The 25,954-nt window shown below is 72.0% G+C and carries 24 protein-coding genes and 1 tRNA gene; 8 read left to right on the top strand and 17 right to left on the bottom strand.

From position 1 onward, the window contains the following. Positions 1 to 200: 200 nt before the first annotated feature. The 10 genes from polA to AB0367_RS25460 all read right to left on the bottom strand — a co-directional run bounded on the left by polA (position 201) and on the right by AB0367_RS25460 (position 11,484). Entirely contained in the window at positions 201 to 2,891 is a 2,691-nt protein-coding gene (gene polA / locus AB0367_RS25505) for a DNA polymerase I (RefSeq protein ID WP_366228930.1), read from the bottom strand. Positions 2,892 to 2,996: 105 nt separating this feature from the next. Beyond that, positions 2,997 to 3,761, bottom strand: coding sequence for an amino acid ABC transporter ATP-binding protein (locus tag AB0367_RS25500; protein ID WP_366228929.1), 765 nt, complete (start codon positions 3,759 to 3,761; stop codon positions 2,997 to 2,999). Next, positions 3,758 to 4,726: an amino acid ABC transporter permease gene (locus tag AB0367_RS25495; protein ID WP_366228928.1), complete on the bottom strand. Its 969-nt coding sequence runs from the start codon at positions 4,724 to 4,726 to the stop codon at positions 3,758 to 3,760. Before AB0367_RS25495 ends, AB0367_RS25500 begins: the two co-directional genes overlap by 4 nt. A 9-nt stretch (positions 4,727 to 4,735) precedes the next feature. Next, positions 4,736 to 5,647 (bottom strand): ABC transporter substrate-binding protein, encoded by a 912-nt coding sequence (locus AB0367_RS25490; protein WP_366228927.1) that lies wholly within the window; start codon positions 5,645 to 5,647, stop codon positions 4,736 to 4,738. A 31-nt stretch (positions 5,648 to 5,678) separates the two neighbouring features. After that, complete coding sequence (locus AB0367_RS25485; protein WP_366228926.1) at positions 5,679 to 6,389, bottom strand: ABC transporter ATP-binding protein; 711 nt, start codon at positions 6,387 to 6,389, stop codon at positions 5,679 to 5,681. Continuing rightward, positions 6,379 to 7,161 (bottom strand): ABC transporter ATP-binding protein, encoded by a 783-nt coding sequence (locus AB0367_RS25480; RefSeq protein WP_366229028.1) that lies wholly within the window; start codon positions 7,159 to 7,161, stop codon positions 6,379 to 6,381. Before AB0367_RS25480 ends, AB0367_RS25485 begins: the two co-directional genes overlap by 11 nt. Before the next feature lie 131 nt (positions 7,162 to 7,292). Next, positions 7,293 to 8,402 (bottom strand): branched-chain amino acid ABC transporter permease, encoded by a 1,110-nt coding sequence (locus AB0367_RS25475; protein ID WP_366228925.1) that lies wholly within the window; start codon positions 8,400 to 8,402, stop codon positions 7,293 to 7,295. Further along, complete coding sequence (locus AB0367_RS25470; protein WP_366228924.1) at positions 8,399 to 9,364, bottom strand: branched-chain amino acid ABC transporter permease; 966 nt, start codon at positions 9,362 to 9,364, stop codon at positions 8,399 to 8,401. Before AB0367_RS25470 ends, AB0367_RS25475 begins: the two co-directional genes overlap by 4 nt. Positions 9,365 to 9,464: 100 nt before the next feature. Next, positions 9,465 to 10,637 (bottom strand): branched-chain amino acid ABC transporter substrate-binding protein, encoded by a 1,173-nt coding sequence (locus tag AB0367_RS25465; protein ID WP_366228923.1) that lies wholly within the window; start codon positions 10,635 to 10,637, stop codon positions 9,465 to 9,467. A 235-nt stretch (positions 10,638 to 10,872) separates the two neighbouring features. Beyond that, positions 10,873 to 11,484 (bottom strand): response regulator, encoded by a 612-nt coding sequence (locus tag AB0367_RS25460; RefSeq protein ID WP_366228922.1) that lies wholly within the window; start codon positions 11,482 to 11,484, stop codon positions 10,873 to 10,875. An 83-nt stretch (positions 11,485 to 11,567) separates the two neighbouring features. Here AB0367_RS25460 and AB0367_RS25455 point away from each other — a divergent pair. Then, positions 11,568 to 11,644: transfer RNA gene (locus AB0367_RS25455), tRNA-Leu, on the top strand. Between the two features lie 79 nt (positions 11,645 to 11,723). Here the strand turns inward: AB0367_RS25455 and AB0367_RS25450 are convergent. Continuing rightward, entirely contained in the window at positions 11,724 to 12,542 is an 819-nt protein-coding gene (locus tag AB0367_RS25450; RefSeq protein ID WP_366228921.1) for a fused MFS/spermidine synthase, read from the bottom strand. A 141-nt stretch (positions 12,543 to 12,683) separates the two neighbouring features. On the opposite strand from AB0367_RS25450, the gene AB0367_RS25445 reads away from it, so the two are divergent. The 4 genes from AB0367_RS25445 to AB0367_RS25430 all read left to right on the top strand — a co-directional run bounded on the left by AB0367_RS25445 (position 12,684) and on the right by AB0367_RS25430 (position 18,024). Further along, a complete protein-coding gene (locus AB0367_RS25445) occupies positions 12,684 to 14,747 on the top strand; it encodes a hypothetical protein (RefSeq protein WP_366228920.1) in 2,064 nt (687 codons plus the stop codon). Between the two features lie 128 nt (positions 14,748 to 14,875). Beyond that, positions 14,876 to 15,862: an aldo/keto reductase gene (locus AB0367_RS25440; RefSeq protein WP_366228919.1), complete on the top strand. Its 987-nt coding sequence runs from the start codon at positions 14,876 to 14,878 to the stop codon at positions 15,860 to 15,862. Then, positions 15,856 to 16,929, top strand: a complete 1,074-nt coding sequence (locus AB0367_RS25435; RefSeq protein ID WP_366228918.1) for a glutamate--cysteine ligase — start codon at positions 15,856 to 15,858, stop codon at positions 16,927 to 16,929. Before AB0367_RS25440 ends, AB0367_RS25435 begins: the two co-directional genes overlap by 7 nt. A gap of 174 nt (positions 16,930 to 17,103) precedes the next feature. Beyond that, a complete protein-coding gene (locus tag AB0367_RS25430; protein ID WP_366228917.1) occupies positions 17,104 to 18,024 on the top strand; it encodes a TAXI family TRAP transporter solute-binding subunit in 921 nt (306 codons plus the stop codon). A gap of 1 nt (position 18,025) precedes the next feature. On the opposite strand, the gene AB0367_RS25425 is transcribed toward AB0367_RS25430, so the two are convergent. Beyond that, a complete protein-coding gene (locus AB0367_RS25425; protein ID WP_366228916.1) occupies positions 18,026 to 19,402 on the bottom strand; it encodes a HAMP domain-containing sensor histidine kinase in 1,377 nt (458 codons plus the stop codon). After that, on the bottom strand, positions 19,399 to 20,064 hold the full coding sequence (locus tag AB0367_RS25420; protein WP_366229027.1) for a response regulator transcription factor: 666 nt from the start codon (positions 20,062 to 20,064) through the stop codon (positions 19,399 to 19,401). Before AB0367_RS25420 ends, AB0367_RS25425 begins: the two co-directional genes overlap by 4 nt. Before the next feature lie 97 nt (positions 20,065 to 20,161). On the opposite strand from AB0367_RS25420, the gene AB0367_RS25415 reads away from it, so the two are divergent. Then, positions 20,162 to 20,761, top strand: coding sequence for a hypothetical protein (locus tag AB0367_RS25415; RefSeq protein ID WP_366228915.1), 600 nt, complete (start codon positions 20,162 to 20,164; stop codon positions 20,759 to 20,761). A gap of 28 nt (positions 20,762 to 20,789) precedes the next feature. On the opposite strand, the gene AB0367_RS25410 is transcribed toward AB0367_RS25415, so the two are convergent. Further along, a complete protein-coding gene (locus AB0367_RS25410; protein WP_366228914.1) occupies positions 20,790 to 21,413 on the bottom strand; it encodes a TetR/AcrR family transcriptional regulator C-terminal domain-containing protein in 624 nt (207 codons plus the stop codon). A gap of 214 nt (positions 21,414 to 21,627) precedes the next feature. Between AB0367_RS25410 and AB0367_RS25405 the strand changes: the two genes are divergently transcribed. Together AB0367_RS25405 and AB0367_RS25400 are read left to right on the top strand one after the other, a co-directional pair. Beyond that, positions 21,628 to 23,022, top strand: coding sequence for an aldehyde dehydrogenase family protein (locus tag AB0367_RS25405; RefSeq protein ID WP_366229026.1), 1,395 nt, complete (start codon positions 21,628 to 21,630; stop codon positions 23,020 to 23,022). Continuing rightward, positions 23,019 to 24,098 carry a zinc-binding dehydrogenase gene (locus tag AB0367_RS25400; RefSeq protein WP_366228913.1) on the top strand — a complete coding sequence of 360 codons (1,080 nt, stop codon included), beginning with the start codon at positions 23,019 to 23,021 and terminating at the stop codon, positions 24,096 to 24,098. Before AB0367_RS25405 ends, AB0367_RS25400 begins: the two co-directional genes overlap by 4 nt. Here AB0367_RS25400 and AB0367_RS25395 read toward each other — a convergent pair. The 3 genes from AB0367_RS25395 to AB0367_RS25385 form a co-directional block, all read right to left on the bottom strand. Beyond that, positions 24,049 to 24,582, bottom strand: a complete 534-nt coding sequence (locus AB0367_RS25395) for an alpha/beta fold hydrolase (RefSeq protein ID WP_366228912.1) — start codon at positions 24,580 to 24,582, stop codon at positions 24,049 to 24,051. The two genes, AB0367_RS25400 and AB0367_RS25395, sit on opposite strands and share 50 nt — an antisense overlap. Positions 24,583 to 24,703: 121 nt before the next feature. Next, the gene (locus AB0367_RS25390) at positions 24,704 to 25,315 is read right to left on the bottom strand and encodes a hypothetical protein (protein WP_366228911.1); all 612 of its coding nucleotides are present in this window, start codon (positions 25,313 to 25,315) and stop codon (positions 24,704 to 24,706) included. Positions 25,316 to 25,329: 14 nt separating this feature from the next. After that, complete coding sequence (locus AB0367_RS25385) at positions 25,330 to 25,785, bottom strand: hypothetical protein (RefSeq protein WP_366228910.1); 456 nt, start codon at positions 25,783 to 25,785, stop codon at positions 25,330 to 25,332. Positions 25,786 to 25,954: the final 169 nt, after the last annotated feature.

Raw genomic sequence — 25,954 nt, 5'->3', positions numbered from 1 at the left:
GAGCACTCCGTGATCAAAGGCGAAACCGCACATCTGGCGAAGGCCAGCCGAGGCGCGCCCGACGAAAGAACCAGCCGGCGGCACACACGTGAGGACCAGCCGGCGGCACACGCGGCGAGGACCAGCCCGGACTCGCCGCCGGCGGACCGGCCCGCGACTGCCCGGCAGAGCCGACAAAGGAGGCGGGCAGGGGGCCCGCGTCAGTGATCGGCCGCGTTCCAGTCCCTGCCGACGCCCACGGAGACGCCGAGCGGCACGTCCAGCGGGTAGGCGCCACCCATCTGCTCGCGCACCAGTGCCTCCACGGCCTCGCGCTCGCCCGGGGCGACCTCGAACAGAAGCTCGTCGTGGACCTGCAGGAGCATGCGGGAGCGCAGGCCGCTGGAGCGCAGCGCCGCGTCGACGCGCAGCATCGCGACCTTGATGATGTCGGCGGCGGAGCCCTGGATCGGGGCGTTGAGCGCCATCCGCCCGGCCATCTCGCGACGCTGGCGGTTGTCGCTGTTGAGGTCCGGCAGGTATCGCCGGCGGCCGAGCACCGTCTCGGTGTAACCGTCGCGGCGCGCCTGGGCGACGATCTGGTGCAGGTAGTCGCGCACCCCGCCGAACGTGGCGAAATACTCCTCCATGAGCACCGTCGCCTCGGCCGGGCTGATGCCGAGCTGGGTGCCCAGGCCGTAGGAGGACAGCCCGTAGGCCAGGCCGTAGTTCATCGCCTTGATCTTGCGGCGCTGGTCGGGGACGACCTCGTCGACGGGGAGCGAGAACACCGACGAGGCGGTGGCGGCGTGGAAGTCGAAGCCGGAGTTGAACGCCTCGATCAGCGCCTCGTCCTTCGACATGTGCGCCATGATGCGCATCTCGATCTGGCTGTAGTCGGCGGTCAGCAGCGTCTCATACCCCTCGCCGACGACGAACGCCCGGCGGATGCGCCGCCCCTCCTCGGTGCGGATCGGGATGTTCTGCAGGTTGGGGTCGGTGCTGGAGAGCCGGCCGGTGGCGGCGACCGTCTGGAAATACGTCGTGTGGATGCGCCCGTCGTCGCTGATCGACTTGAGCAGCCCGTCGACGGTGGTCTTGAGCTTGGCCACGTCCCGGTGGCGCAGCAGGTGCTCCAGCAGCGGGTGCTGCGTCTGCGCGAAGAGCCCCTGCAGCGCGTCGGCGTCGGTCGTGTAGCCCGTCTTGATCTTCTTGGTCTTCGGCAGCCCGAGCTCGTTGAACAGGATCTCCTGCAGCTGCTTGGGCGAGCCGAGGTTGAACTCGCGCCCGATCACGTCGTAGGCGCTCTGCGCCGCGCCCTTCACCCCGGCCGCGAACTGCGCCTCCAGCTCGCTGAGATATTCGGTGTCGGCCGCGATCCCGGCCCGCTCCATCTCCGCGAGCACGTTGACCAGCGGCAGCTCGACCTCGGCCAGCAGCCTGGCCGAGGAGTCGCCGTCGCGGTGCAGCTCCTCGTCGATGGCCTCGGCGAGGTCGAGCGTGGCCCGGGCGCGCAGCATCAGGTTTTCCTCTGCCTCGCCGGTGTTACCGCCCAGCCCCTCAAGGGTGAGCTGGCCGTTGTCGGGCGCGTCGACGCGCAGCTCGCGCTTGAGGTAGCGCAGGGCGAGGTCGTTGAGGTCGTAGGAGCGCTGGTCGGGGCGGGCGAGATAGGCCTCCAGGGCGGTGTCGGAGGCCACCCCGTTGAGGTCCCAGCCGCGCGCCAGGAACGCGAGCCGGGCCGGCTTCACCTCGTGCAGCACCTTGAACCGATCATCGGCGGCGAGCCACGCGCCGACGGCGGCGTCGTCGGCCGCGTCGAGCTCGGTGGGGTCGAACCAGGCGGCCGGCCCGTCGGCGGCGGCGAGCGCGATGCCGGTCAGCGAGCCGGTGCCGCGGCCGAACCGTCCGGCGACGGCGACGCCGACCCGGATGCCGGGCGGGGCGTGCTCGCCGAGCCAGGCCCCGACGCCGCCGCGCAGCACCTCGCCGGACAGCTCGAAGCCGGACTCGGCCTCGGGCTCGACGGCTTCGAGATACTGATACAACCGGTCGCGCAGCACCCGGAACTCCAGCGCGTCGAACACCTGGTGCACGGCCTCGCGGTCCCAGCCGTGCCAGCGCAGGTCCTGCGGGCCGATGGGCAGCTCGAGGTCGTCGACGAGCTGGTTGAGCTCGTAGTTGCGCATGACCTCGGCGAGGTGGGAGCGCACGTTCTCCCCCGCCTTGCCCTTGATCTCGTCGACCCGGGCGATGATCCCGTCGAGACCGCCGAACTGGAGGATCCACTTGGCGGCGGTCTTGTCACCGACGCCGGGGACGCCGGAGAGGTTGTCGCTGTCCTCGCCGACCAGCGCGGCCTTGTCCCGATACCGCGACGGCGGGATCCCGTAGCGCTCCTCGACCTTCGCCGGGGTCATGCGGTCCATCTCGGTGACACCGCGCTTGAGATACAGGACGGTGACGGTGTCGTTGGCCAGCTGGAACGCGTCGCGGTCGCCGGTGACGATCGACGTCTGCAAGCCCTGCTCGGTGGCATGCCGGGCGAGCGTGGCGATCACGTCGTCGGCCTCGTAGCCCGGCTTCTCCACGAAAGGGATCCGCAGGGCGTTGAGGATTTCCTTGATGAGGTCGACCTGCCCGGAGAACTCGGGCCGGGTGGCGGACCGGTTGGCCTTGTACTCCGCATACTTCTCCAGCCGGAACGTGTGCCGGGAGACGTCGAAGGCCACGGCGATGTGCGTGGGCCGCTCGTCGCGCAGCATGTTGATCAGCATCGACGTGAAGCCGAAGACGGCGTTGGTCACCTGGCCCGTGGCGGTGGAGAAGTTATCCGTGGGCAGGGCGAAGAACGCCCGGTAGGCGAGCGAGTGCCCGTCGAGCAGCAGCAGCCTGGAGTCAGTCGAACCCGTCACGCCTGGCGACTCTAGTCGCCCCCTCTGACATTTTTCCGCGACCCCGCGCCGCGGAAACCCTCCCGAGGCGGCGCGGCCGGTGCCGTGCCGCCCGGCGGGCCGCGCTCAGAGCACCTTGGCCAGGAAGGCCTTCGTCCGCTCGTGCTGCGGGCTGGCGATGATCTCGCGCGGGTTGCCCGCTTCGACCACGACGCCGCCGTCCATGAAGACCAGCGTATCGCCGACCTCGCGGGCGAAACCGATCTCATGCGTGACGACCACCATGGTCATGCCCTCCCGGGCCAGGTCCTGCATGACGTCGAGGACCTCGCCGACCAGCTCCGGGTCCAGCGCGCTCGTGGGCTCGTCGAACAGCATGAGCTTCGGGCGCATGGCCAGCGCCCGCGCGATCGCGACCCGCTGCTGCTGGCCGCCGGAGAGCTGGTTCGGGTACGAGTCGACCTTGTTCGCCAGCCCGACGCGGTCGAGCAGCGCCAGCGCGCGCTGCCGCACCTCGGACCGGGACTCGCGGCGCACGCGCAGCGGTGCCTCCATGACGTTCTCCAGCACCGTCATGTGCGGAAACAGGTTGAACCGCTGGAACACCATGCCGATGTTCCGCCGCTGGATCGCCACCTCCCGGTCGTGCATCTCGTACAGCCGGCCGCCGCGCTCGCGGAAGCCGACGAGCTCGCCGTCGACCCAGATCCGGCCGGCGTTGAGCCGCTCCAGGTGGTTGATGCAGCGCAGGAACGTCGACTTGCCCGAGCCGGAGGGGCCGATCACGCAGCACACCTCGCCCGGCCGCACCTCCAGGTCGATGCCCTTGAGCACCTCCAGGCGACCGAAGGACTTGTGGACGTTCTCCGCCCGCACCATCGCCGTACTCATACGGTCGTCACCCGGCCTCCGGTCTCGGCGCCCAGGTCACGAAGGCGCGCGCGGGCCTTCTGGGTCCGGTTGTACCCCCTGGAGAAGTACCGCTCGACGTAGTGCTGGACGACGAGCAGCACGCTGGTGAGCAGGATGTACCAGCCGGCCGCCGCGACGAGCATCGGGAACACCACGAAGGTCCGGTGGCCGACCGCCTGCAGCTGGAAGAACAGCTCACCGGTCACCGGCGTGTACGCCACCAGCGAGGTGTCCTTGAGCATCGCGATCGTCTCGTTGCCCGTCGGCGGGACGATGAGCCGCATCGCCTGCGGCAGCACGATGCGGCGCAGCACCTGCCCTCGGCTCATGCCCAGCGCCTCGGCGGCCTCGGCCTGGCCCGGGTCGACCGATTGGATGCCGGCCCGCACGATCTCCGCCATGTAGGCAGCCTCGGACAGCGCCAGGGCGAGCATGCCGGCGACGAAGCCGGACAGGAACGTCGGCGCGTCCACGCCGAAGATGCGCACGCGCAGGTCGTCGATGCCGAAGAGCCGGCCGATCTGCGTGTCGAACGGCAGACCGAACTCCAGCCGTGCCCACAGGATGCCCAGGTTGCCGAAGAGCACGGCGAGGACCAGCCGGGGCATGGCCCGGAAGATCCAGGTGTACATCCACGCCACCCCGCGCAGCACCGGGTTCGACGACAGGCGCATGACCGCGATGAGCACACCGAGGACCACGCCGATGACCATCGAGAAGATGGTCAGCAGGATCGTGCCGCGAAGCCCGGCGATGATCGGCGGCCGGAACGCGTTGTCGAGGATGAACGCCCACTGGAAGCGGTCGTTGGTGACCAGCAGGTGGATGAACATCGCCGTGAGCACGGCCAGGACCGCGACGAGGACCCAGCGCCAGGGGTGCCGGACCGGCACCGCCTTGATAGGTTCGGGCGGTGCCGGCGCCGGAGCGGGATCGGGTGCCATCCGCGCTGGTTACGGGTTGATCGCCGGGTCGGTGCTCAACGCTCCCGCGTCGACGCCCCACTTGGCCAGGATCGTCTTGTAGGTGCCGTCGGCGATGAGCGCCTTGACCGCGTCGCGGATCGCCTCGGCGAAGGCCTGCTGGTCGTTCTTGACGACGTAGCCGTAGGGCGCCGAGTCGTAGATCTGGCCGACGAGGTCCAGCTGGCCGTTGGTCTGCTTCACCGCATACGCGCAGACCGGTGAGTCGGCGAGCATCGCGTCGTCCTTGCCGCTGATGACGGCCGCGGTGGCCTCGCTCTGCGCCTGGTACGAGTCGACCTTGATCTCCGGCTTGCCGGCGTCCTTGCACTTCTTCTGCCGGGCGGGCAGATCGTCGGTCTCCTGCACGGTGCCGGTCTGCACCGCGATCCTCTTGCCGCAGGCGTCGTCCGGGTTGATGGTGGAGCCCTTCTTGGCCGCCCATTGCGTGCCGGCGGAGAAGTAGCTCACCATCAGCGCCTGCTTCTTGCGCTCGTCGTTGATGGTCAGCGAGGAGACACCCACCTCGTACTTGCCGGACTGCACGCCGGGGATGACGTCCTCGAACTTGGACGACTGGAACTCCGCCTTCAGCCCGAGCTTGCCGGCGACGGCGGTGAACAGGTCCACGTCGAAGCCGATGACGGTCTTGCCGTCGTTGTCGAGGAACTCGCTCGGGGCGTAGGTCGAGTCGGTACCGACGGTGATCTTGCCGTCGGCCTTGATGGCCGCGGGCACCTTGTCGGCGAGCGTGGTGTCGGAGGAGACGCTGGCCGCCGCGGACCCGCCGGCGCCGGGCGTGTTCTCGTCCTTCTTCTCACCGCAGGCGGCCATGCAGAGCACGAGGGCGGCGGCGCCGGCGAGGCCGACGGCCACGCGTCGCCGGGAGGGCGTCAGAAACATCCGGAGATGCCTTCTTTCTTCGTCATCGATGTCACGCGACGCCGAGGTACGCCTCAGCGACGGCAGGGTCGTGGAGCAGGTCGGCGCCGCTACCGGTCTTGACGATCCGGCCGGTCTCCAGCACGTACGCGCGGTGGGCGCGGGACAGCGCCTGCTGCGCGTTCTGCTCGACCAGCAGGATGGTGGTGCCCTGCTGGTTGATCTCGGTGATGATCGAGAAGATCTGCTGGATGAGCATCGGCGCGAGGCCCATCGACGGCTCGTCGAGCAGCAGCAGCTTCGGCCGCGTCATCAACGCCCGGCCGACGGCGACCATCTGCTGCTCGCCGCCGGAGAGCGTGCCGCCGGGCTGCTTGATGCGCTCCCGCAGCCGGGGGAACAGGTTCAGCACCCGCTCCATGTCCTCCCGGATGCCGGCCGCGTCGCGGCGTGTATAGGCGCCCATCTCCAGGTTCTCGCGGACCGTCATGCCGGGGAAGAGGCCCCGGCCCTCCGGCGACTGGCCGATGCCCCGCACGACCCGCAGGTCGGAGCGCAGCCGGCTGATGTCCTCGCCGTTGAAGCGGATCGCCCCGCCGTGGATCGGCCGGAGCCCGGAGATGGCCCGCATCGTCGTGGTCTTGCCGGCACCGTTGGCGCCGATGAGCGCGACGATCTCGCCCTCCTCGACGGCCAGGCTGATGCCGTGCAGCGCCTGGATGCGGCCGTACAGCAGGCTGACGTTGTCCAGCTCAAGCAGCATCTGCCGGCACCCCCAGGTAGGCCGCGACCACGGCCGGGTCGTCACGGACCTCGGCCGGGGTGCCTTCGGCGATCTTCTTACCGAACTCGAGCACCACGATCCGGTCGGTGACGCCCATGACCAGGCGCATGTCGTGTTCGATGAGCAGCACGGTCACGCCGCGCGCCCGGATGGCGCGAATGAGCGCGAGCAGTTCGACCTTCTCCGCCGGGGTGAAGCCGGCGGCCGGCTCGTCGAGGCAGAGCAGGGTCGGCTCGGTGGCGAGCGCCCGGGCGATCTCCAGCCGCCGCTGTGCGCCGTACGGCAGGTTCCGCGCGAGGTCGTCCGCCCGCTCGGCGATGCCGACGAACTCCAGCAGCGCCATCGACTTCGCCCGGCCCTCGCGCTCCTCGCGCCAGTGCCGCGGCAGCCGGAACAGGGCGCTGAACACACTGGTCTTGTGCCGGGAGTCGGCGCCGACCATGACGTTCTCCAGCGCGGTCATCTCCGGGAAGAGCCGCACGTTCTGAAACGTGCGCGCGATGCCCATCCGGGTGATCTCGTGCTTCTTGCGCCCGGTGACCGTCTCGCCGGCGAACCGGATCCGCCCCGAGGCGGGGCGAAAGACGCCGGTCATCGCGTTGAAGCAGGTCGTCTTGCCGGCGCCGTTCGGTCCGATCAGCCCGAAGATCTCGCCCTTGCGCAGGGTGAACGACACGTCGTTGAGCGCCACGACGCCGCCGAAGCGCAGCGTCACCTGGTCGACCTCGAGCAGCGGCTCGCCGTCAGGGATGTCGTCGCCGCGCTTGCCCGAGCTGAAGGGCCGCTCGTGCAACGACGCGGCCGGACTGGAGCCGGTCGGCACCGGCGAGTCGATCAGGGTCTCCGCCCCGCTGGCGCTGGGCTCCTCCCGCCGGGTCTCGCTCACGCCTGCACCTCCTTCGCACGGTCCTTGAGCTCCGCGGCGCGCCGGCGGCTGGGGATCAGCCCCTGCGGCCGGAAGATCATGATCAGGATGATCAGCAGGCCGAAGAGCAGGAAGCGGTACTCGAAGGCGTCCTTGCCGAACACCTCGACGTTGCGCAGCCGGTCCGGGATGTAGGAGATGAGCACGCCGCCGAGGATGGCGCCCGGGATGTTGCCCGAGCCGCCCATGACGACGCCCGCCAGCACCAGGATCGAGAACAGCAGCTGGAAGGACGAGGAGTTCACGAAGCCTGGCTGACCGGCGAACAGCACGCCGCCCAAGCCGCCGATCGAGGCACCGATGGCGAATGCCCACAGCTTGAACTTGATGGTCCGCACGCCCATCACCTCGGCGGCCTCCTCGTCCTCGCGGATCGCGAGCCAGGAGCGCCCGACCCGGCTGCGCTCGAGGTTCCGCGCGCCGATCACCACGAGGATGACGAGCGTCAGGCCGAGCCAGAAGTACGGCGTGGCGTCGATGATGCCGAAGATGGGCTTGCCGTCGGAGTACGTGCCCGGCGGGTGCGGCAGCTTGGAGAAGCCCCGGTCGCCGCGCAGGAACCCGGTGCTGTCCGCGGCCACGCGGATGATCTCGGCGAAGCCGAGCGTCACGATGGCCAGGTAATCGCCGCGCAGCCGCAGGGTCGGCCAGCCCAGGACCAGGCCGCTGACCAGCGACAGCGCGATCGCGACCGGCACCGCGGCCAGCCACGGCCACTTCGTTTGCAGCTGGCTGTCGGGCGAGGTGAGCACGGCCACGGTGAGCGCGCCGACGGCGAAGAAGCCGACATAGCCCAGGTCGAGCAGGCCGGCGAAGCCGACGACGACGTTGAGGCCCAGGGCGAGCAGCACGTAGTACGACATGTTGAACAGGGCGCTGGACCAGTCGATGCCGGTCGTGATGATCTGCGGCCCGACGATGGGGACCTGCGCGACGTACGGCAGCAGGTAGGCCAGCGCGGCGACGGCGGCGAGCACCGCCCACCTCGCCGGCCGGGGCAGGTTCGCATACCAGCCGCGCAGCGGATTGCGCAGCTTCCCCTTGGTCACCGCGGTGGTCTCGCTCATGCTCGCGCCCTCCCCAACGACTCACCGAGCAGGCCGGTCGGGCGGAACAGCAGAATCAGGACGAGGGCGGCGAACGCCACGGCGTCGTGCCACTGCGAGCCGAAGAACCCGGACCCGTAGTTCTCGACCAGGCCCAGGAGCAGGCCGCCGAGCAGCGCGCCACGCAGGTTGCCGATGCCGCCGAGGACCGCGGCGGTGAACGCCTTGATGCCGAGGTAGAAGCCGGAGTCGTAGCGGGTGGTGCCGATCTTCATCATGTACATCACCGCGGCGACGCCGGCCATCAGCCCGCCGATCAGGAAGATCAGCGAGATGACCCGGTTCTTGTTCACGCCCATCAGCGCGGCGCTGTCCGGGTTCTGCGCGACCGCGCGGACGCCGCGGCCCAGCCGGGTGCGGTTGATGAACAGGTCGAGCGCCACCATCATCACCAGCGCGGTGACGATCAGGATCAGCTGCACGTTGGTCAGCGACGTGTTGCCGACCCTGATCAGCTCGTGTGGTTGCACGAAGATCGGGCTGCTGCGCACGCTGCGGTCGCTCAGCACGCCGACGAGCTCGGACAGCACGGTCGAGGCGCCGATCGCGGTGATCAGGAAGACCAGCGGCGGCGCGTTCTTGCGCCGCAGGGGGCGGTAGGCGGTCAGCTCGACCACGATGGCCGTGCCGCCCGACGCGATCACCGCGGCCAGCAGGCCCACCAGCAGGTACAGCACGACGGAGCCGACTCCGTTGATGTGGGAGTTCTGGTCCAGGCCGAGCGCGCTCCAGGTCAGCACCGCGCCGAAGGTTCCGACCATGAAGACCTCGGAGTGCGCGAAGTTGATCAGTCGCAGCACGCCGTAGACCAGGGTGTAGCCGAGTGCGAACAGGGCATAGATGGCGCCCTGGGCCAGCCCGGTGGTGGTCAGTTGTCCGAAGTCCCGGAACAGGCTGCTGAAATGTTCGGAGAGGTAATGCAAGTACGGCTCCCGGCTGGAAACGGTCGGTGCGGCCGGAATTCGATTCCGGCCGCACCGGTCGATCGACGTCGTGCGTTTGAAACGTGCCCAGCCGATCAGGTCAGCTCTTGGGAGCCTCGACGTCCGGGACGACCTCGCCGTTGGTGACCTTGAAGGCCCAGACGATGATCTGCGCCGAGTCCAGCTCGCCCTTGTCAGTGAACTTGTAGGTGTTCGCGACGCCCTTGTAGTTCACGGTGCCCAGGTAGGTGTTGAGCTTCTCCGCCGTGGTGTTGCCCGCGTCGATGCCCTGCAGGAAGATGTTCGCCGCGTCGTAGGCCACGTCGCTGTAGGTGCCGGCGTCGACGCTCCACTTCGCCTTGTAGTCGGCGACGAACGTGCCGCTCGCCTTGGCGGCCGGGGCGCACGGGCAGGTCAGGATCGAGCCCTCGGCGGCGTCGTTGCCGGCGGCCTTGACGTAGCCGGGGTCGTTGACACCGTCGCCGGCGACCAGGACGCCCTTCCAGCCGGCGCCGGTGAGCTGCTTACGCAGCAGGCCGGCGTTCTGGTAGTAGCCGCCGTAGAAGAGCGCGGTGGCGCCGCTCGACGTGATCTTGGTGACGGTCGCCGAGAAGTCGTTCTGCTTGCCGTCCCCCTGGACCTTGTCGGTGTCGACGACTGCGGCGCCGAGCACCTTCTTGACCTGCTCCGCGAGGCCGGAGCCATACGCCGACTGGTCGTCGACGACGAAGACCTTCTCCGCCTTCAGGACCGACTTGATGTAGTTGCCGGCGGCCGGGCCCTGCGCGAGGTCGTTGGCGACGGCGCGGTGGAAGACCTTCCAGCCGTTGGTCGACAGTGTCGGCCGGGTCGCCGACGGAGTGATCAGCGGGATGCCGGCCTCTTCGAAGATCGGGTCGGCGGACTCCGACTCACCGGAGAACACCGGGCCGATGACCCCGATGATCTTCTTGTTCTGGATCACCTGCCGGGCGAGACCGGGCGCGACGTCCGCACTGCCCTGCGAGTCGAACTTCCTCAGGGTGACCTGGCAGTCCTTGTTCTTCTCGTTGTACTGATTGATCGCGAGCTCGGCACCCTGCGCGATGTTCACACCGAGGTTCGCCGCCGAGCCGGTCAGCGCGCCGAAGTACGCGAGCTCAAGGCCGCACTTGTCGCCCCCGCCCGATGAGCTGCTGGTGTTGCCGTTCGTGCTGTTGCACGCAGCTGCTCCGGCGAGCATGGCCGTAGCGGCCACGATGCCACCTACCACGCGTACCAGTCGTTGCCTCAAGGCTTCGAACCCTCCTCCGTCGAAGACCTCGCGCTCGCTCCCGCGGGTGAGCGGGACCACGCGACGCAAGGGCCAAACCGTTGTCTGCGGCCTGCGGGCGGGACGTTATCCCACACACGGGCAGAGCGGTAGATTCTTCGATGGGGCGTTTATCCGACCGTTACCCAGCACCTATTACGTGGGCACCGGCGATGTTCTTCGCCTTGGCGTCGGTCATACGCGTTGAAGGTTGCCGTTAATTTTCCGCGGTTACCGGACCGTTACCTCCGCTGGTCTCCGCGATGATCCGATCGGCCACTTCGCGCATCGTCATGCGGTGGTCCATCGCCGTGCGCTGGATCCATTTGAAGGCCTGCGGCTCGTTCATTCCATACGTCGCCATCAGCTGGCCCTTGGCCCGCTCGACGACCTTGCGGGTCTCCAGCCGCTCGGTGAGAGTGGCCACCTCGGCCTCCAGGACCGACAGCTCCGCGTAGCGGGACACCGCGATCTCCACGGCCGGCACCAGGTCGCTCTTCTGGAACGGCTTGACCAGGTAGGCCATCGCCCCGGCGGCCCGCGCCCGCTCGACGAGGTCCCGCTGGCTGAACGCGGTGAGGATGACGACCGGCGCGATCCGCCCGCCGGCGATCTTCTCCGCCGCCGCGAGCCCGTCCATGATCGGCATCTTGATGTCCAGGATGACCAGATCAGGCTTGAGCTCCTCGGCAAGGCGCACGGCCGTCTCGCCGTCGCCGGCCTCGCCGACGACGTCGTAGCCCTCCTCGACGAGCATCTCCCGAAGGTCGAGGCGGATGAGGGCCTCATCTTCCGCGATGAGCACTCGACGGCTCTGTGCCTCGGCCACTGGCCTCTCCCGATCCGATCCGACTCGTCCGACGGCGATTACCGTCGCGATCAGAGTAGTGGGTACCCTGGTGCGGCGTAGTTGTCCCGGTATCCCAATCGGCAGAGGAACGGAGCTCAAACCTCCGACAGTGTGGGTTCGAATCCCACCCGGGGCACCAAAGCCGGACAGTCGGCTGTGACATGTATCACACATCGGGCCCGATCTCCGCGTGAGTGATCCACGCGAGCCGGATGCCCTCAGGGGTCGATGCGGACGGGCTCGACCCCCGCGGCCAGCAGATCCAGGCCGGCGCCGCTGACGACCCGCGCCGGCTGCACGTCGCGGGCTGCGACCGCGGCCAGCCGGTCCAGCGGCAGCCGGTCGGCCCGCGCCGCCGCCGCGAAGACCACGTTGCCGAAGCGGCGGCCGCGCAGCAGGTCCGGGCGCACGATGAGGCACACGTCGGCGAACGCGGTGCGCAGCGTGGCCGCCTGCGACCTGGAGAAGGCCAGTGGCGCGAGGTCGGCGACGTTCACCGCGTAGATGCCGTCCGGGTCCAGCAGCCGGGCCACCAAGGCCGCGAACGTGACGTCGGAGACGCTCTCCGGCATCTGCGCGGCCTCATACACGTCGCCGATCACCAGGTCGTAGGCGGCCGGGTCGAGTTCGGCCACGGTCTCGCGGGCGTCGCCGAAGACCAGCTCGATCCCGGCCTCCGGCGGCAGCGGCAGCACCCGCTGGACGAACGCGGCCAGCCGGCGGTCGCGCTCCACCACCACCTGCGCGGAGCCGGGCCGGGTAGCGGCGACGTAGCGGGGCATCGTGAACGCCCCGCCGCCGAGGTGCAGCACCCGCAGCGGCTTGCCGGCCGGCGCGGCGGCGTCGACGATCGAGCCGAGGCGGCGGGTGTACTCGAAGGACAGGCGGGTCGGGTCGCGCATGTCGACGTACGACTGCTGCACCTCCTCGACGAGGAGCGTCCAGCCGCCCTTGCGCCGCGGGTCGCGCACCAGGCGGGCCGCGCCGAAGTCCCCGTCCTCGGCGATCCCGTCGATGATCTCCCGCCAGCTGCCCATGGGGGCACAACCTACCCCGAACGGGCGAAAGACCCTGTCGGCGGCCGTGCGGGCCGAAAGCTGGCCGTGATGCGACCGGAAGTTTTAAGGCAGGTTTAGGCGTATTGCCAGCCCGCGAGCGCGGGTGCCATGCTCCCAGCCATGCCCGAGGCCGGTCGGCGAGCCCGCACCGCTCTGCCCGCGGTCGCCCTGCTGGTCCTCGCTTCCGCGACGATGCTCGGTCTGTCCACACTGCTCGGGTTCGCACCGCTGCCGCCGGCCTGGCGGATCGCGCTGACCCTGGTCGTGGCGCTGCTGCTGGCCCTGGCCGCCGCCGAGCAGGTGCGGGCCGCGCGCACCGACTGGCAGGGCGCGACCGCCGCCGAGTCCGGGATGCACCGCCGCCGGCGTGCCGTCCTTGCCACCGCGCCGCCGCCCCGGACGGCCGAGGAGCGGCGGCCGCAGCGGCCGAAGATCCGGCGCCCGTCGTGGGTCCGGCTGGCCGCGATCGTCACGGCCGCGGTGGTGCTGGCTGTCCTGGTGTGGGTACCCGGACTGCCGGTGCACGGCCCCGCCCGCGCGGTGGCCACGTTCCTCCTCGGCTACGCCGCCTACGCCCTGCCGGTCCTGCCGCTGCTGCTCGCCCGGCCGCTGCCCCGGCTGCCGCGGGAGCCCTGGCCGTGGCGGATCCCGCTGGTGCCGGTCGCCGACCGCCGGCTGTGGTCGGGCGGCGAGCTGCGCACCCTCGCCACGGCGACGCTGTCCTTCCTGCGCGAGCGGGTGCTGACCCGGGCCACCGGCGTGGTGCTCGCCACGCTCGGCCTGCTGCAGCTGGTGCGCGGCAACCCGGGCGTGCTCGACGGCGGCACCTCCCGGGCCGGCGGCCTGGCCGGCTACCTGATCGCCGAGCCGCTGCGCCTGGTGCTGTCCGGCGGCGGGGCGATCGCGCTGCTCGGCGGGGTGCTCGCCGCGGCCGCCGCGGTCAGCGCCGCCTCGGCCGGGCGGGCCTGGGGCACAGCCACCGGCTACGTCGCCCTCGCCGTCGGGGTCGCGGTGCCGCTCGGCGCGGTCGGCGCCGGGCACTGGCTGGGCTTCGAGCACTACCTGCGCACCGAGAACGGGCACGTCGTGGTCGTCGCCGGGCTCTCGCCGGCGCACCGGCAGGCGGTCCACGACACCGGCCTGAGCGTCGACGGGCTGTCGCCGTCGCTGCGGCAGCTGTTCGCCGAAGGGCTGCCGGTCTCCGGCTACGCCGACGGCGAGCGCATCGCCAAGGCCCTCGCCGCGCCGTCGTCCTCGGCCGCCGACAGCTACGCCGGCGAGGAGTTCGAGCTGCGGGCCGGCGAGTGCTTCGACTGGATCGGCGGCTCCTCGCAGCTGCGCTACGTGGCGCCGTGCAACGCCGCGCACGTCGGCGAGGTCATGTTCGTGGGCCACCTGCCGTTCACGGTGGACCCGGGCGCCAAGGCGGTCGCGGCCGCGTCGCGGGCCATGTGCGAGCAGTCCTACGGCGACTACCTCGGCGTGCCGTTCGGCCAGTCGTTCCTGCCGGTGGAGGCGCCGCTGCTGCCGCCCGGTCTGGACAAGGCCTGGCAGCCGCGGCCGGTCATCGCCTGCTGGCTCGGCTCGGTCGGCCCGTGGACGCTCAAGGGCACCAGGACGGTGGCGGCGCTGCAGCAGAAGGCCGCCTGGGGCCCGGCCGGCGGTTGCCGGATCGAGGTCCCGGACGCGCTGCGGGTCACCGCCGAGCAGCCGGGCGTGCGCTGCCTCGCGCCGGGTCCCGACCAGCGGCTCAGCGTGCCGGGCGGCGGGTTCGCGATCGACCTGGAGTTCGCCGCGATCGGCAGGTCGGCCGGCGGGGCGCGCATCGGCGCCGGGTGCTACGACGGGGCGAACCTGAGCAACGGGTACAGCTTCGAGGTCACCGCCGAAGGCATCATCGAGATCTACAAGCACGCCGGCGACCAGCACCCGAGGGTGGCCGCGTCGGCGAGGCCGAAGAACGCCGGACCGCCCACGACGGCGTCGACGCCGCTACAGGTGACCTGCAAGCCGGCCGCCGACGGCGGGGTCGAGCTGACCGCGTTCTCCACCGGCGGCCGCAAGGCGACCTTCGTGGACACCGACCACCCGTACACGTCGCTGAGCCCCCGCCTGGTGCTGACGAACGCGGACACCGGCGGCGTGGTGATGACCACCATGATCTTCAACGCCACCCGTGTCTGAACGATCGTTCGTTCTATAGTCGGCGGATGCCCCGGTGACGCCCACGAGGCGTCCTGACCACCACGGTCTGCTGAGCGTTTGCCGGCGGCGCCCGGCGGGAGATCGGCCGCGGCCGTAGGGTGAACCTCATGCGGGAGAGGACTCTGGGGCGCACCGGCGTCCCTGTCGGCGTCGTCGGGCTCGGCGCGTGGCAGCTCGGCGCCGACTGGGGACGGGTCGGCGAGGACGAGGCGCTGGCGACGCTGATCGCCGCGCACGAGGCCGGCGTGACGTTCGTCGACACCGCGGACGTCTACGGCGACGGGCGCAGCGAGCGGCTCGTCGGGCAGTTCCTGCGGACGCTGCCGCCGGGGCGGCGGGTCACCGTGGCCACCAAGATGGGGCGCCGGGTGCCACAGGAGCCGGCGGCGTACAACCTCGGCAACTTCCGCGCCTGGAACGACCGCTCCCGGGAGAACCTCGGCGTCGACACGCTCGACCTGGTGCAGCTGCACTGCCCGCCGTCCGAGGTCTACCGCACCGACGAGGTCTTCGACGAGCTCGACGGCATGGTCGAGGAAGGCCGGATGAAGGCGTACGGCGTGAGCGTCGAGACCACCGCGGAGGCGCTCACCGCGATCGCCCGGCCCAACGTGGCCAGCGTGCAGATCATCTTCAACATGCTGCGGCTCAAGCCGCTCGACGAGGTGCTGCCCGCGGCCGAGAAGGCCGGCGTCGGCATCATCGCCCGGGTGCCGCTGGCCAGCGGCCTGCTCTCCGGCCGCTACGACGAGCACACCACCTTCGGCGCCGACGACCACCGCACATACAACCGCCACGGCGAGGCCTTCGACCAGGGCGAGACGTTCTCCGGCGTCGACTACGCCACCGGGCTGGAGGCGGTGCGCCGCCTCGCGGCGCTCAAGCCGGGCGGGATGACGATGACGCGGTTCGCGCTGCGCTGGATCATCGACCACCCGGCCGTCTCCGTCGTGATCCCCGGCGCCCGCGACGGCGAGCAGGCCCGCGCCAACGCCGGCGCGGCCGCGATGGCGCCGCTGACGCCCGAGACCCACGCCGCCGTCCGCGACGTCTACGACGAGCTGCTGCGCGGGTCGGTGCACGAGCGATGGTGAACGTCGGCGACACGGTCGGCGTGGAGGAGGAGTTCCACGTCGTCGACGCCGGCACCGGAGCGCTCCAGCCGGCCGCGCGCCGGGTGCTGCGCGGCGCGGACGCCGAGCCCGAGCTGCACCGCTCGATGGTCGAGACCGCCAGCGGCGTGCAGACCGAGCTGTCGGCGCTGCGCGCCGACCTGCTCAAGAAGCGCCGCTCGCTGGTCGAGGCGTCCGGCCGCCTCGGCCTCGCGGTCGTCGCCGCCGGCAGCGTGCCGGGCTCGGGGAGCACGCCCAGCCGGGTGTACCCCGACGCGCGCTACGAGCGGATGGCGCAGGAGTACCGCCGGCTCGTCGACGAGCAGCAGGTGGCCGCGTGCCAGGTGCAGGTCGGCGTGCCCGACAAGGATCTCGCGGTACGCATCACGCGCCGCATCCGCGAGTGGCTGCCGACGCTGCTGGCGCTCAGCGTGTCCTCGCCGTTCTTCGCCGGCCAGGACACCGGATACGCCTCCTACCGCACGATCGTCACCTCACGCTGGCCGACCGTCGGGCCGCCGCCCGACCTCGGTTCGGCCGCGGAGTACGACCAGGTCGTCGCCACGCTCGTGGACAGCGGCGTGATCGGCGACGCCGGCATGGTGTACTTCGACGCCCGCCCGTCGGCGCGCTACCCCACGGTCGAGGTGCGCGTCGCCGACTCCTGCCCGCGCATCGACGACGTGGTGCTGCTCGCCGCGCTGGCCCGCGCCCTGGTCACCGTCGCCGCCGAGCAGGACGCCGCCGGGCGGCCGCTGCCCGAGGCGCCGCAGGTGCTGCTGCGCGCGGCCACGTGGCGGGCGGCCCGCTCCGGCATCGGCGGCCACCTCGTCGACCCGGTCACCCGCACCGCCGTGCCGGCCGGGGTGCGCATCGACGCGCTGCTCACGCACGCTCGCCCCGCGCTGGAGGCCCGCGGCGAGTGGGAGACGGCGCTGGACCTGCTGCACGCCCTGCGCACACGCGGCACGTCGGCGACCCGCCAGCGCCGAGCCGGCTCGCAGCGGGAGGCGGTGCTGGCCCTCGCCGAGGAGACGCGCCTGGGTTGAGCGCCCGGATTCACCGGATCGACCGCCTTGGTTGACCGCCCGGATCGACGGCCGTCCGGATCGACGGCCTGGATCGACGGGGCACCGGGTGACTACTCTGCGCGGTATGGCGTACCACCACCGCGACGCCGCCGCCACCACCGGCGCCCTGCGCCCGCTGCCCGGCGTAGCCCCGTGAGACGCCGCGCGCTGCTCGCCACCCTGGCGAGCGGGCCGCTGCTCGCCGCGTGCGAGTCCGACGGCGACGAGGCGACCGGCACGCTGCGCATCGCCACCGGCAGCCCCGGCGCCGTCTACTACCGCTACGGCACCGCCATCGCCGAGCTGGCCCGCCGTTACCTGCCCGGCGTGCGCGCCAGCGTGCTGTCCACCGCCGCCTCGCAGATCAACGTCGACTACCTGCTGGAGAACACCGCCGACGTGGCGTTCACCCAGGCCGACATCGCCGCCGGCAACGAGGCGAACCATCCGAGGCAGCTGGCCGCACTGGCCCGGCTGTACGACGACTACATCCACGTCGTGGTCGCCGCCGGCGGCTCGATCGCGTCCTTCGACGACCTGCGCGGCCACCGCGTCTCGGTCGGCGCGCAGGGCTCGGGCACCGCGATCACCGCCGACCGCGTCCTGCGGGTCATGAGCGTCACCGTCGAGCGGGCCCAGCTGGGCCTGAACGACTCGGTCAAGGCCCTGCGCGCCGGCCGGATCGACGCGTTCTTCTTCTCCGGCGGCCTGCCGGTCTCCGCGATCGGCGACCTGGCCAAGGAATTCCCGATCCGGCTGCTCAACCTCGCCGACTCGGTGCAGCCGCTGCGCCACGCCTACGGCAACTATTACGCCGAGCGCGTCGTACCCTCCTCCACGTACGCCGGCATCAACGCGACGGTGGCGATCGGCATCGCCAACTATCTCGTGGTACGCCTGTCGATGAGCGAGCCGCTGGCCTACGGCGTCACGCGGCTGCTGTTCGAGGGCCGCGACGATCTGGCGAAGACCCACCAGGCCGCGGCGCGCCTGAACATCCGCTCGGCGATCTCCACCCCGCCGCTGCCCCTGCACCCCGGCGCGATCCGCTACTACCGCGCCCAGAAGGCCTGAGCTACGGGGCGGCCGGGAACCACAGCCGGGCGTGCAGGCCCGCCGGGGTGTTGGGCAGCAGGTCGAGACGGCCACCCGAGGCTTCGACCAGCACGGCGACGATCGGCAGGCCCAGGCCGCTGCCGTCGACGTTCTGCGCGTCGGGGGCGCGCCAGAAGCGCACGGTGGCCAGCTCGCGCTGCTGCTCGGTGAGGCCCGGGCCCGTGTCGACGACGTGGAGCGCCACGCCGCCGTCGTCGGCCGATGGGCGTACCGTCACCGTCGTCTCGGGGCCGGAGAACTTGACCGCGTTGTCGATCAGGGCGTCCAGCGCCTGGTCGACGGCGTTGCGCACGGCGCGGGCGCGCAGGGGGCGGGGCGGGCGGACGTAGCGCAGCGTGACGGCCTTCCTCCCGGCCACCGGCTGCCACGCCACGACGCGCGCCCAGGCGGTCTCGCCGGCGTCGACGTCGACGAGTTCGAAGCGGCCGCGCTCGGCGCGGGCCAGGGTCAGCAGGCTGTCGAGCACGTCGCCCAGACGCTCGGCCTCCTCCAGCGCCAGCCGGTGGCCCTCGACCGCCTGCGGCTCGGTGAGGTCGGCGCCGAGGTCCTCGACCCGCAGCCGCAGCGCGGTGAGCGGGTTGCGCAGCTGGTGGCTCGCGTGCGAGACGAACTCGCGCTGCCGCTGCAGGGAGTCGGCGACGGTCGCGGCCATCTCGTTGAACGCGCTGCCGAGGCGGCGCAGCTCGGGCGGGCCGTCGGCGGCGGGGACGCGCGCGGCGTAGTCGCCGGCGGCGAGCTCGTGCGCGGCGGCGTCGAGCTCGGCGACCGGTCGCAGGGTCCAGCGCGCGAGCGACCACGCGGCCACGATGCCGGCGAAGAGGACCACGAGCCCGCCGCCGGCGAGGATGATCCACGACGTGCCGACCCCGCCCGCGTTGCGGCGCGTCGGCGAGACGAGCACGACGGCGCCGATGACCTCGCCGCCGCGGCCGACCGGCACCGCCACGACGAGAGGGTCGGTCCGCCACGGCCAGATCGTGCCGTCGTCGCTGGCCTCCCGCCCTTCGAGGGCCCGGTGGGCCTGGCGCAGCACGTCGGCGTCGGCGAGGCGGAGGCCGGGGTTGGAGGCGACGACCTCGTGGGCGTCCTGGTCCACGACGATGGCGGCGACGCCGTACACGTCGTCGTAGCGGGTCAGCTCGGCGGCCAGCTCCGCGGTGTCGGAGGCGCGCAATGCGGGCTCGGCGAGCGTGGCGAACCGGGTCGCGTCGGCGAGCCGGTCGGCGACGAGGCGCTGCGTGTCCCGGCCGGCGATGGTCGTGGCCAGCGGCACCTCGAGCGCCGCCAGCACCAGCAGGAGCAGCACCAGGTAGACGGCGCCGAGACGGACCCTCATGGCGCGAGGCGATACCCCACGCCGCGGACGGTCCGCACCAGCCCCGGCACGTCGAGCTTGGCCCGCAGCGAGCCGACGTGCACATCGAGGGTGTGCCGGCCGACGAAGCTGGTCTGCCACACCGCGAGGATCAGCCGGTCGTAGGAGACGACCACGCCGGGCGTGCGGGCCAGCACCGCGAGGATCTCGAACTCCTTGCGGGTCAGCGCCACCTCGCGCCCGCCGGACACGACCCGCCGGGCGGCCACGTCGACGCTCACCGGCCCGGCCGTGAGCACCTCGCTCGGCGGTGGCAGTGCCCGGGAGGCGCGGCGCAGCACGGCCTCGATACGGGCGTTGAGCTCGGCCATCGAGTAGGGCTTGACGACGTAGTCGTCGGCGCCGGTCTGCAGCCCGACGACCCGGTCGCGCTCCTCGGCGCGGGCCGTCACCACGATGATGGCGACCCTCTCGTCCTTGCGCCGCAGCGTGCGGCACACCTCGATGCCGTCGCCGTCGGGCAGGTTGAGATCGAGCAGGATCAGGTCGAACGGCTCGCCGGCGAACGCGTCCAGCGCCGCCTGAGCCGTCGGGCAGTGCACGATCTCGTGCCCGCGCCGGCGCAGGGCCGCGGCCAGTGCCGCCGCCACCCGTGCGTCGTCCTCCACCAGCATCACCCGCATCGTGGGCTCATGGTACGGGAGCGCCACCTTCAAGAGTTCCTCAAGGAACGGCGACGGTCGTTCCCGCGGCCCGGCCGCGATTGCCACGGTGTGCGGTATGGGCATCGTGTCGAGCGGCGAGCGTTACCGCGCCTTGACCGTCGCCGCGTTCGAGGCGGCCGTGCTGGTGCGATGTACCGGGGTGTGTGGTGGAGGAGGACGTGCCCGGGCGCTGGGGGGCGCCCGGGCACGTCCCGTGCCGGCCCCGTCCGGGGTGCTGGCCGAGTTCAACCGGGCCGTGGCCGCGCATCGGCTGGCCGAACTGCTCAGCGCCGCCGGCCGCGAGGCGAGCGTGCACCGCTACACGGCGGGCAACCGCCACCGATACGAGATCTTCCGCGTCTTCACCGACGCCGACGCCGCGGCCTTGCTGAACCGGGCGTGGGCGCAGGGCTACCTCGACCTGTGCGGCGCCCCGGCCGAGCCGCGCTCGACCCGCCAGGTCCGTCACTCGAAGCAACTCGCCGAGGCGGCGTGGCGCGGCGTGCTGATGGTGTCCGGCCCGGCTCGCAACGGCTCCCCGGGCCTGCGCGTCGCCGACCTGGACACCGCGACGGTCCTGATCCGCGCCGGCCGCATGATGCACCTGCCGGTGCGCATGAGCACCCGCCCGGGCGGGCAGCTGCTGCTGGTCATGCCGGAGACGACCGCCGCATAGGCGCAGTGCCCGGTCACAGGGACGGCGGTCACAGGGCGGCGAAGCGGCGCTCCAGGCCGTCGATGAGCGCGTCCAGGCCGAGCTCGAACGCGCTCTCGTCGACCTCGGCGTGGCGGCCCGCGAGCCGGTGGGCGTCGCGCAGGTGGGGGTAGTCGCCCGCATACAGGGCCGGGTCGTCCACGAAGCCCAGCGCGAACGAGCCCAGCGCCGAACCCGCCACGAAGTACCGCATCACCGCGCCGATCCGGGTGGCCTGCGCCGGTGGCCAGCCCGCCTCGACCAGCGCGCCGTAGACCGCGTCCGCCAGGCACAGCGACGACGGGCGGCGCGCCGGGCCGCGGGCCAGGAACGGCACCACGTTGGGGTGGTCGTGAAACGCCGCCCGGTAGGCCCGCGCCCACGCCCTCAGCGCCGCCGGCCACGGGTCGCGGCCGAGCATCGACAGGTCCACGCCGGCCACGATGGCGTCGCCGATCGCGTCGATGATCTCCTCTTTCGTGGCGAAGTGGTTGTACAGCGACGGCGCCTGCACGCCCAGCTCCCGTGCCAGCCGACGGGTGGACAGCGCGTCCAGGCCCTCCGCGTCGACGATCGCGGTGGCGACCTCGACGATGCGCTCGCGGCTCAGCAGTGGCGTTCGGGGACGGACCATGGTTACGATCCTAGAAACTAACAGCGTTAGTTAAGGACACCAGGTATGGATCTGACCCTCAGCGATGAGCAGCAGGCCGCTCGCCGCATGGCCGCCGAGTGCACGAACCGCGAGATCATCCCGCACGCCGCCGCCTGGGATCGCGCCGAGCAGGTCGACCTGTGACGCGCGGGTCACTACCGTGTACGAGGGCACCAGCCAGATCCAGAAGCTCATCATCGGCCGCGCTCTCACCCGGCGTGAGCGCGTTCGCGTAAGGGGCAGCACCGTGATCGACGTCATCAATCCCGCCACCGAGCGGGTCATCGGGGCCGTCGAGCCCGGCGACGTGCACGCGGCCGTCGCCGCCGCCCGCGCCGCCCAGCCCGGCTGGGCCGCGCTCCCCCGTGCCGAGCGCGCCGCGCACCTGGGCGCGCTGCTCGACGCGATGAGTGCCGCCGCGCCCGAGCTCGCGGCGCTGATCAGCGCCGAGATGGGCGCGCCGCTGCCGGTCGCGAAGAAGGTCCAGGTCGGGCTGCCGCTCGCGGTGCTGCGGTCGATGATCGACATCCTGGAACAGCCCGAGACCGCCGAGACGGTCGGCAACTCCACGATCCATCGGGAGCCGCTGGGCGTCGTCGGCGCGATCACCCCCTGGAACTACCCGCTGCACCAGACGATCGCCAAGCTCGCCCCCGCGCTCGCGGCCGGTAACACCGTCGTGCACAAGCCCAGCGAGGTCGCCCCGCTGTCCGCGGCCCGGCTCGCCGAGCTGGTACGCCAGGCCGGCCTGCCCGACGGGGTGTACAACGTGGTCCACGGCTACGGCGACCCGACCGGCGCGGCGCTGGCCGGCCACCCCGGCATCGACCTGATCTCGTTCACCGGATCCACGGCCGCCGGCCGCAAGGTCGCCGCGCTCGCCGCCGCCAACGTCACCCGGGTCGCGCTCGAGCTCGGCGGCAAGTCCGCCAACGTGATCCTCCCCGACGCGGACCTCGCCGCCGCGGTGAAGGTCGGCGTCGGCAACTGCTACCTCAACTCGGGCCAGACGTGCACGGCCTGGTCCCGGATGCTGGTCCACGAGTCCCGCCACGACGAGGCGGTCGAGCTCGCCGTCGCCGCGGCCGCGAAGTACACCGTCGGCGACCCCGCGGACCCGGCCACCCGGCTGGGCCCGCTCGCCTCGGCCGCGCAGCGCGACCGGGTGCTCGGCCACATCGAGCGCGGCCTCGCGGACGGCGCCACGATGGCCTTCGGCGGCGGCCGCGTCCCGGACGTCGGCTACTACGTCGCCCCGGTCGTCTTCGCCGGTGTGGACCCGGACGCCGCCATCGCCCAGGAGGAGATCTTCGGCCCGGTCCTGTCCGTCATCTCGTACCGTGACGAGGACGACGCGGTGCGCATCGCGAACTCGACACGGTACGGCCTGGCCGGGGCGGTCTGGTCGGCGTCGCGGGAGCGTGCGGTCGCCGTCGCGCGGCGGCTGCGCACCGGCCAGGTCGACATCAACGGCGGCTCGTTCAACCCCGTCGCCCCGTTCGGCGGCGTCGGCGCCTCCGGCTACGGCCGCGAGCTGGGCACGTTCGGCTACGAGGAGTTCACGACGGTGAAGGCGATCCAGCTGTGACGCTCGCGGCGGTCATACGCACGCTCGGCGGCCCGCTCACCGTCGAGGAGATCGAGCTCAACCCGGTCGGCCCGGGCCAGGTGCGGGTCCGCCTCGCCGCGGCCGGGGTCTGCCACTCGGACCTGTCGCTGGCCGACGGCACCCTGCGTCAGCCGCTGCCGGCCGTGCTCGGCCACGAGGGCGCCGGCGTCGTCGTGGAGGTGGGCGCGGGCGTCACCGACGTCGCGCCCGGCGACCACGTGGTGCTGAACTGGTCCCCGCCGTGCCGGGCGTGCTGGTTCTGCGAGGCCGGCGAGCCGTATCTGTGCGCCCACGCCGACGACGCCCGGGCCGTGCCGTTCGCCACCGACGGCGGCGGCGAGCCCGTCTACGCCGGCCTCGGCACCGGGGCGTTCGCCGCCGAGACCGTCGTCGGCGCGCACGCCTGCATCCCGGTGCCGGCCGACATTCCCCTCGCCGAGGCGGCGCTGCTCGGGTGCGCGGTGCTCACCGGGGTCGGCGCGGTCACCAACGCGGCCAAGGTGCGGCCCGGCCAGACGGTCGTGGTCATCGGCCTCGGCGGCGTCGGCCTCGCGGCGGTCCAGGGCGCGCGCATCGCCGGCGCGTCGGCGATCATCGCGGTCGACCCGGCCCCGGCCAAGGAGCGGCTGGCGCTGTCGCTGGGCGCCACGCACTTCCTGGCCCCGCACGCCGGGCTGCCGAAGCAGATCCGGGCGCTGACCGGCGGCCGTGGCGCCGACCACGCGATCGAGTGCGTCGGGCGCGGCGAGACGATCCGCGCCGCCTGGTCGGCCACCCGCCGCGGCGGCACCGCCACGGTCGTCGGCCTGGGCTCGGCGCAGGACCCGGTCACGTTCAACGCGCTCGAGGTCGCCTTCTTCGCCCGCACCGTCATCGGCTGCATGTACGGCAGCACCGACCCGGCCGTGGACGTACCGGTGCTGCTGGAGCACTACCGGGCGGGCCGGCTCGACCTGGCCGCGCTCGTCACCGACGAGGCGGACCTCGCAGGCGTCGGTGAGGCGTTCAGCCGGATGCGGTCGGGCCAAGGCGCCCGGACGCTGATCCGCTTCTGAGGGGCACCGCCGCGGTCGTCTCGAGGATGATCCGGGCCACTGTGCCCGGGTCGTCGCTCATCGGCACGTGGCCGCAGCCGTCCAGCGTCACGTGGCGGGCCGCGGGCAGCGCGTTTCGGACCAGGGCCCGGCGCACCTGGGCCGCGGTGCCGAAGCCGGCCGGGGCCAGCGCGGTCACCGAGCGGGCCAGCCCGGCGGCGGCCAGTTCGAGCGCGATCGCGCCGCCGAGGCTGTTGCCGGCCACGTGCGGCCGGTCCAGCCCGAGCCCGGCGAAGAACTCGCCGAGCGCGGCCACGGCGGTCGGCATCCCGCGGTTCGCCTCCGAGGCGGGCGAGCGGCCGAACCCGGGCAGGTCCAGGGCGATGACGTCGTGGTGGCGCGACAGTGGCCCGATCACCGGCTCCCAGGCCCGCCAATGGTGCCCGATCCCGTGGATCAGCACCAGCGGCTCCCCCGAGCCCGAACGCGCGAAATGCAGGGTCATACGGTCACCTCAGCCCACTGGTACTCAGCAGTACCGGGACGTTACCACCGGGTAGGTGATCGGAAAAGGGCTCGCCCACGGCGGGCGAGCCCTCAGCGTCCGGCGCTGCCGAGGGCCGGCGTCATGTCCCGACCAGGTGGTTGAGGAAGTCGCGGTACCCGTGCACGGCCGCGCGCAGCTGCTCGGTGTCGTCGCGTCCGGACACGCGCCAGGAGCTGAGCTGATCCTTGCGGGCGTTGAGCGAGGCGGTCACCCCGGCGAGCGCGTCGTCGACGAGCCGCTCGGCCTCGCCGGCGGCGGTCTGCGGGTCGTCGACGAAGCGCAGCTGCAGCTCCTGCCAGCGGGTGCGCACCTCGTACGCGTGCGCCTCGCTGGTCAGCGGCGCCGACGACAGGAACTGCCCGCCACCGCCGCCGCCACCACCACCGCCGTACATGCCGCCGGCCGGGCCGCTGGGGGTGCCGTACGTGCCGGGCGCCGCGGCGGGGGGCGCGCCGTAGCCGCCACCCATGCCGGGCTGGCCGTAGGGCACCGACGACATGGGAGCGCTCTGCGGCACCCCCGCGGCTGCCGGAGGACGCGGCGCGGCCGGGGCCGCCTGCACCGGCTGGGCCGGGACCGAGCCGGCACCCTCGGTCTCCTCTTCTTCGTCCTTGCCGCCGCGCAGCAGGATCCAGCCGCCCACCGCCAGGGCGAGCACCACCAGCCCGATCGTGATCGTCGTGGAGTTCATGGGTTCTCCTCTGTCTACAGGCCGAGGATGCGGTCGAGGAACTCGCGGTAGTCGCGCAGGGAGGCACGCAGGTTCTCGGTGTCCAGGCCCCGGGCGGCCCGCTGCTGGTGCAGCTGCCCCCGGCGGGCGTCCAGCGAGGCGGTGAGCGAGGTCACCGCCTCCTGCACGAGCCGCTCCGCCTCCCCAGCGACCAGGTGCGGGTCGTCGATGAAGCGCAGCTGCAGCTCCTGCCACCGGCCACGGATCCGCTGCCGGTCGGACTCGTTCCACAGGCCGGCCAGCGCCGCCGGCGACGATGAGGAGCCGCCGGCGGGCCGATATTGCGCGCCGTTGACCGCCGGAGCCGCCGCCCCGCTTGCGGGCGGTGGAGCATCCGCGGGCGGGGCTGAGACGGTACCGCTTCCGAACTCCGTGGCGGCCGGGGCATCATCGTCAGCCTGGGGCGCCAAATCGTCGCCTTCAGGTTGCATGCGCGCGTTCCTCTCCATCGGGAGACCACGCGATACCCCCGGCCAACCGGGCATAAGCCACTCGCGAGGGTGAGCTAGGGCCTGTCTGACGGATCTTGTTGGGCGGTAGTGTTCTCCCTCATGGCGGTTGATCTCTCTGATGCGGAGTGGTCTCGGCTGGCGCCGTTGT

Source organism: Dactylosporangium sp. NPDC051484 (assembly GCF_040689395.1).
Classification (GTDB): domain Bacteria; phylum Actinomycetota; class Actinomycetes; order Mycobacteriales; family Micromonosporaceae; genus Dactylosporangium.
The sequence above is the reverse complement of the archived record's forward strand: the minus strand, read 5'-3'. Positions and strand labels throughout refer to the sequence as shown.

Coding starts and splice junctions, on each gene's coding strand:
- AB0367_RS25490 (WP_366228927.1), bottom strand. CDS start 5,647: ATGTTTCTGACGCCCTCCCGGCGACGCGTGGCCGTCGGCCTCGCCGGC.
- AB0367_RS25415 (WP_366228915.1), top strand. CDS start 20,162: ATGGGCATCGTGTCGAGCGGCGAGCGTTACCGCGCCTTGACCGTCGCC.
- AB0367_RS25445 (WP_366228920.1), top strand. CDS start 12,684: ATGCCCGAGGCCGGTCGGCGAGCCCGCACCGCTCTGCCCGCGGTCGCC.
- AB0367_RS25435 (WP_366228918.1), top strand. CDS start 15,856: ATGGTGAACGTCGGCGACACGGTCGGCGTGGAGGAGGAGTTCCACGTC.
- AB0367_RS25410 (WP_366228914.1), bottom strand. CDS start 21,413: ATGGTCCGTCCCCGAACGCCACTGCTGAGCCGCGAGCGCATCGTCGAG.
- AB0367_RS25500 (WP_366228929.1), bottom strand. CDS start 3,761: ATGAGTACGGCGATGGTGCGGGCGGAGAACGTCCACAAGTCCTTCGGT.
- AB0367_RS25450 (WP_366228921.1), bottom strand. CDS start 12,542: ATGGGCAGCTGGCGGGAGATCATCGACGGGATCGCCGAGGACGGGGAC.
- AB0367_RS25390 (WP_366228911.1), bottom strand. CDS start 25,315: ATGAACTCCACGACGATCACGATCGGGCTGGTGGTGCTCGCCCTGGCG.
- AB0367_RS25385 (WP_366228910.1), bottom strand. CDS start 25,785: ATGCAACCTGAAGGCGACGATTTGGCGCCCCAGGCTGACGATGATGCC.
- AB0367_RS25495 (WP_366228928.1), bottom strand. CDS start 4,726: ATGGCACCCGATCCCGCTCCGGCGCCGGCACCGCCCGAACCTATCAAG.
- AB0367_RS25475 (WP_366228925.1), bottom strand. CDS start 8,402: ATGAGCGAGACCACCGCGGTGACCAAGGGGAAGCTGCGCAATCCGCTG.
- AB0367_RS25485 (WP_366228926.1), bottom strand. CDS start 6,389: ATGCTGCTTGAGCTGGACAACGTCAGCCTGCTGTACGGCCGCATCCAG.
- AB0367_RS25425 (WP_366228916.1), bottom strand. CDS start 19,402: ATGAGGGTCCGTCTCGGCGCCGTCTACCTGGTGCTGCTCCTGCTGGTG.
- AB0367_RS25395 (WP_366228912.1), bottom strand. CDS start 24,582: ATGACCCTGCATTTCGCGCGTTCGGGCTCGGGGGAGCCGCTGGTGCTG.
- AB0367_RS25440 (WP_366228919.1), top strand. CDS start 14,876: ATGCGGGAGAGGACTCTGGGGCGCACCGGCGTCCCTGTCGGCGTCGTC.
- AB0367_RS25420 (WP_366229027.1), bottom strand. CDS start 20,064: ATGCGGGTGATGCTGGTGGAGGACGACGCACGGGTGGCGGCGGCACTG.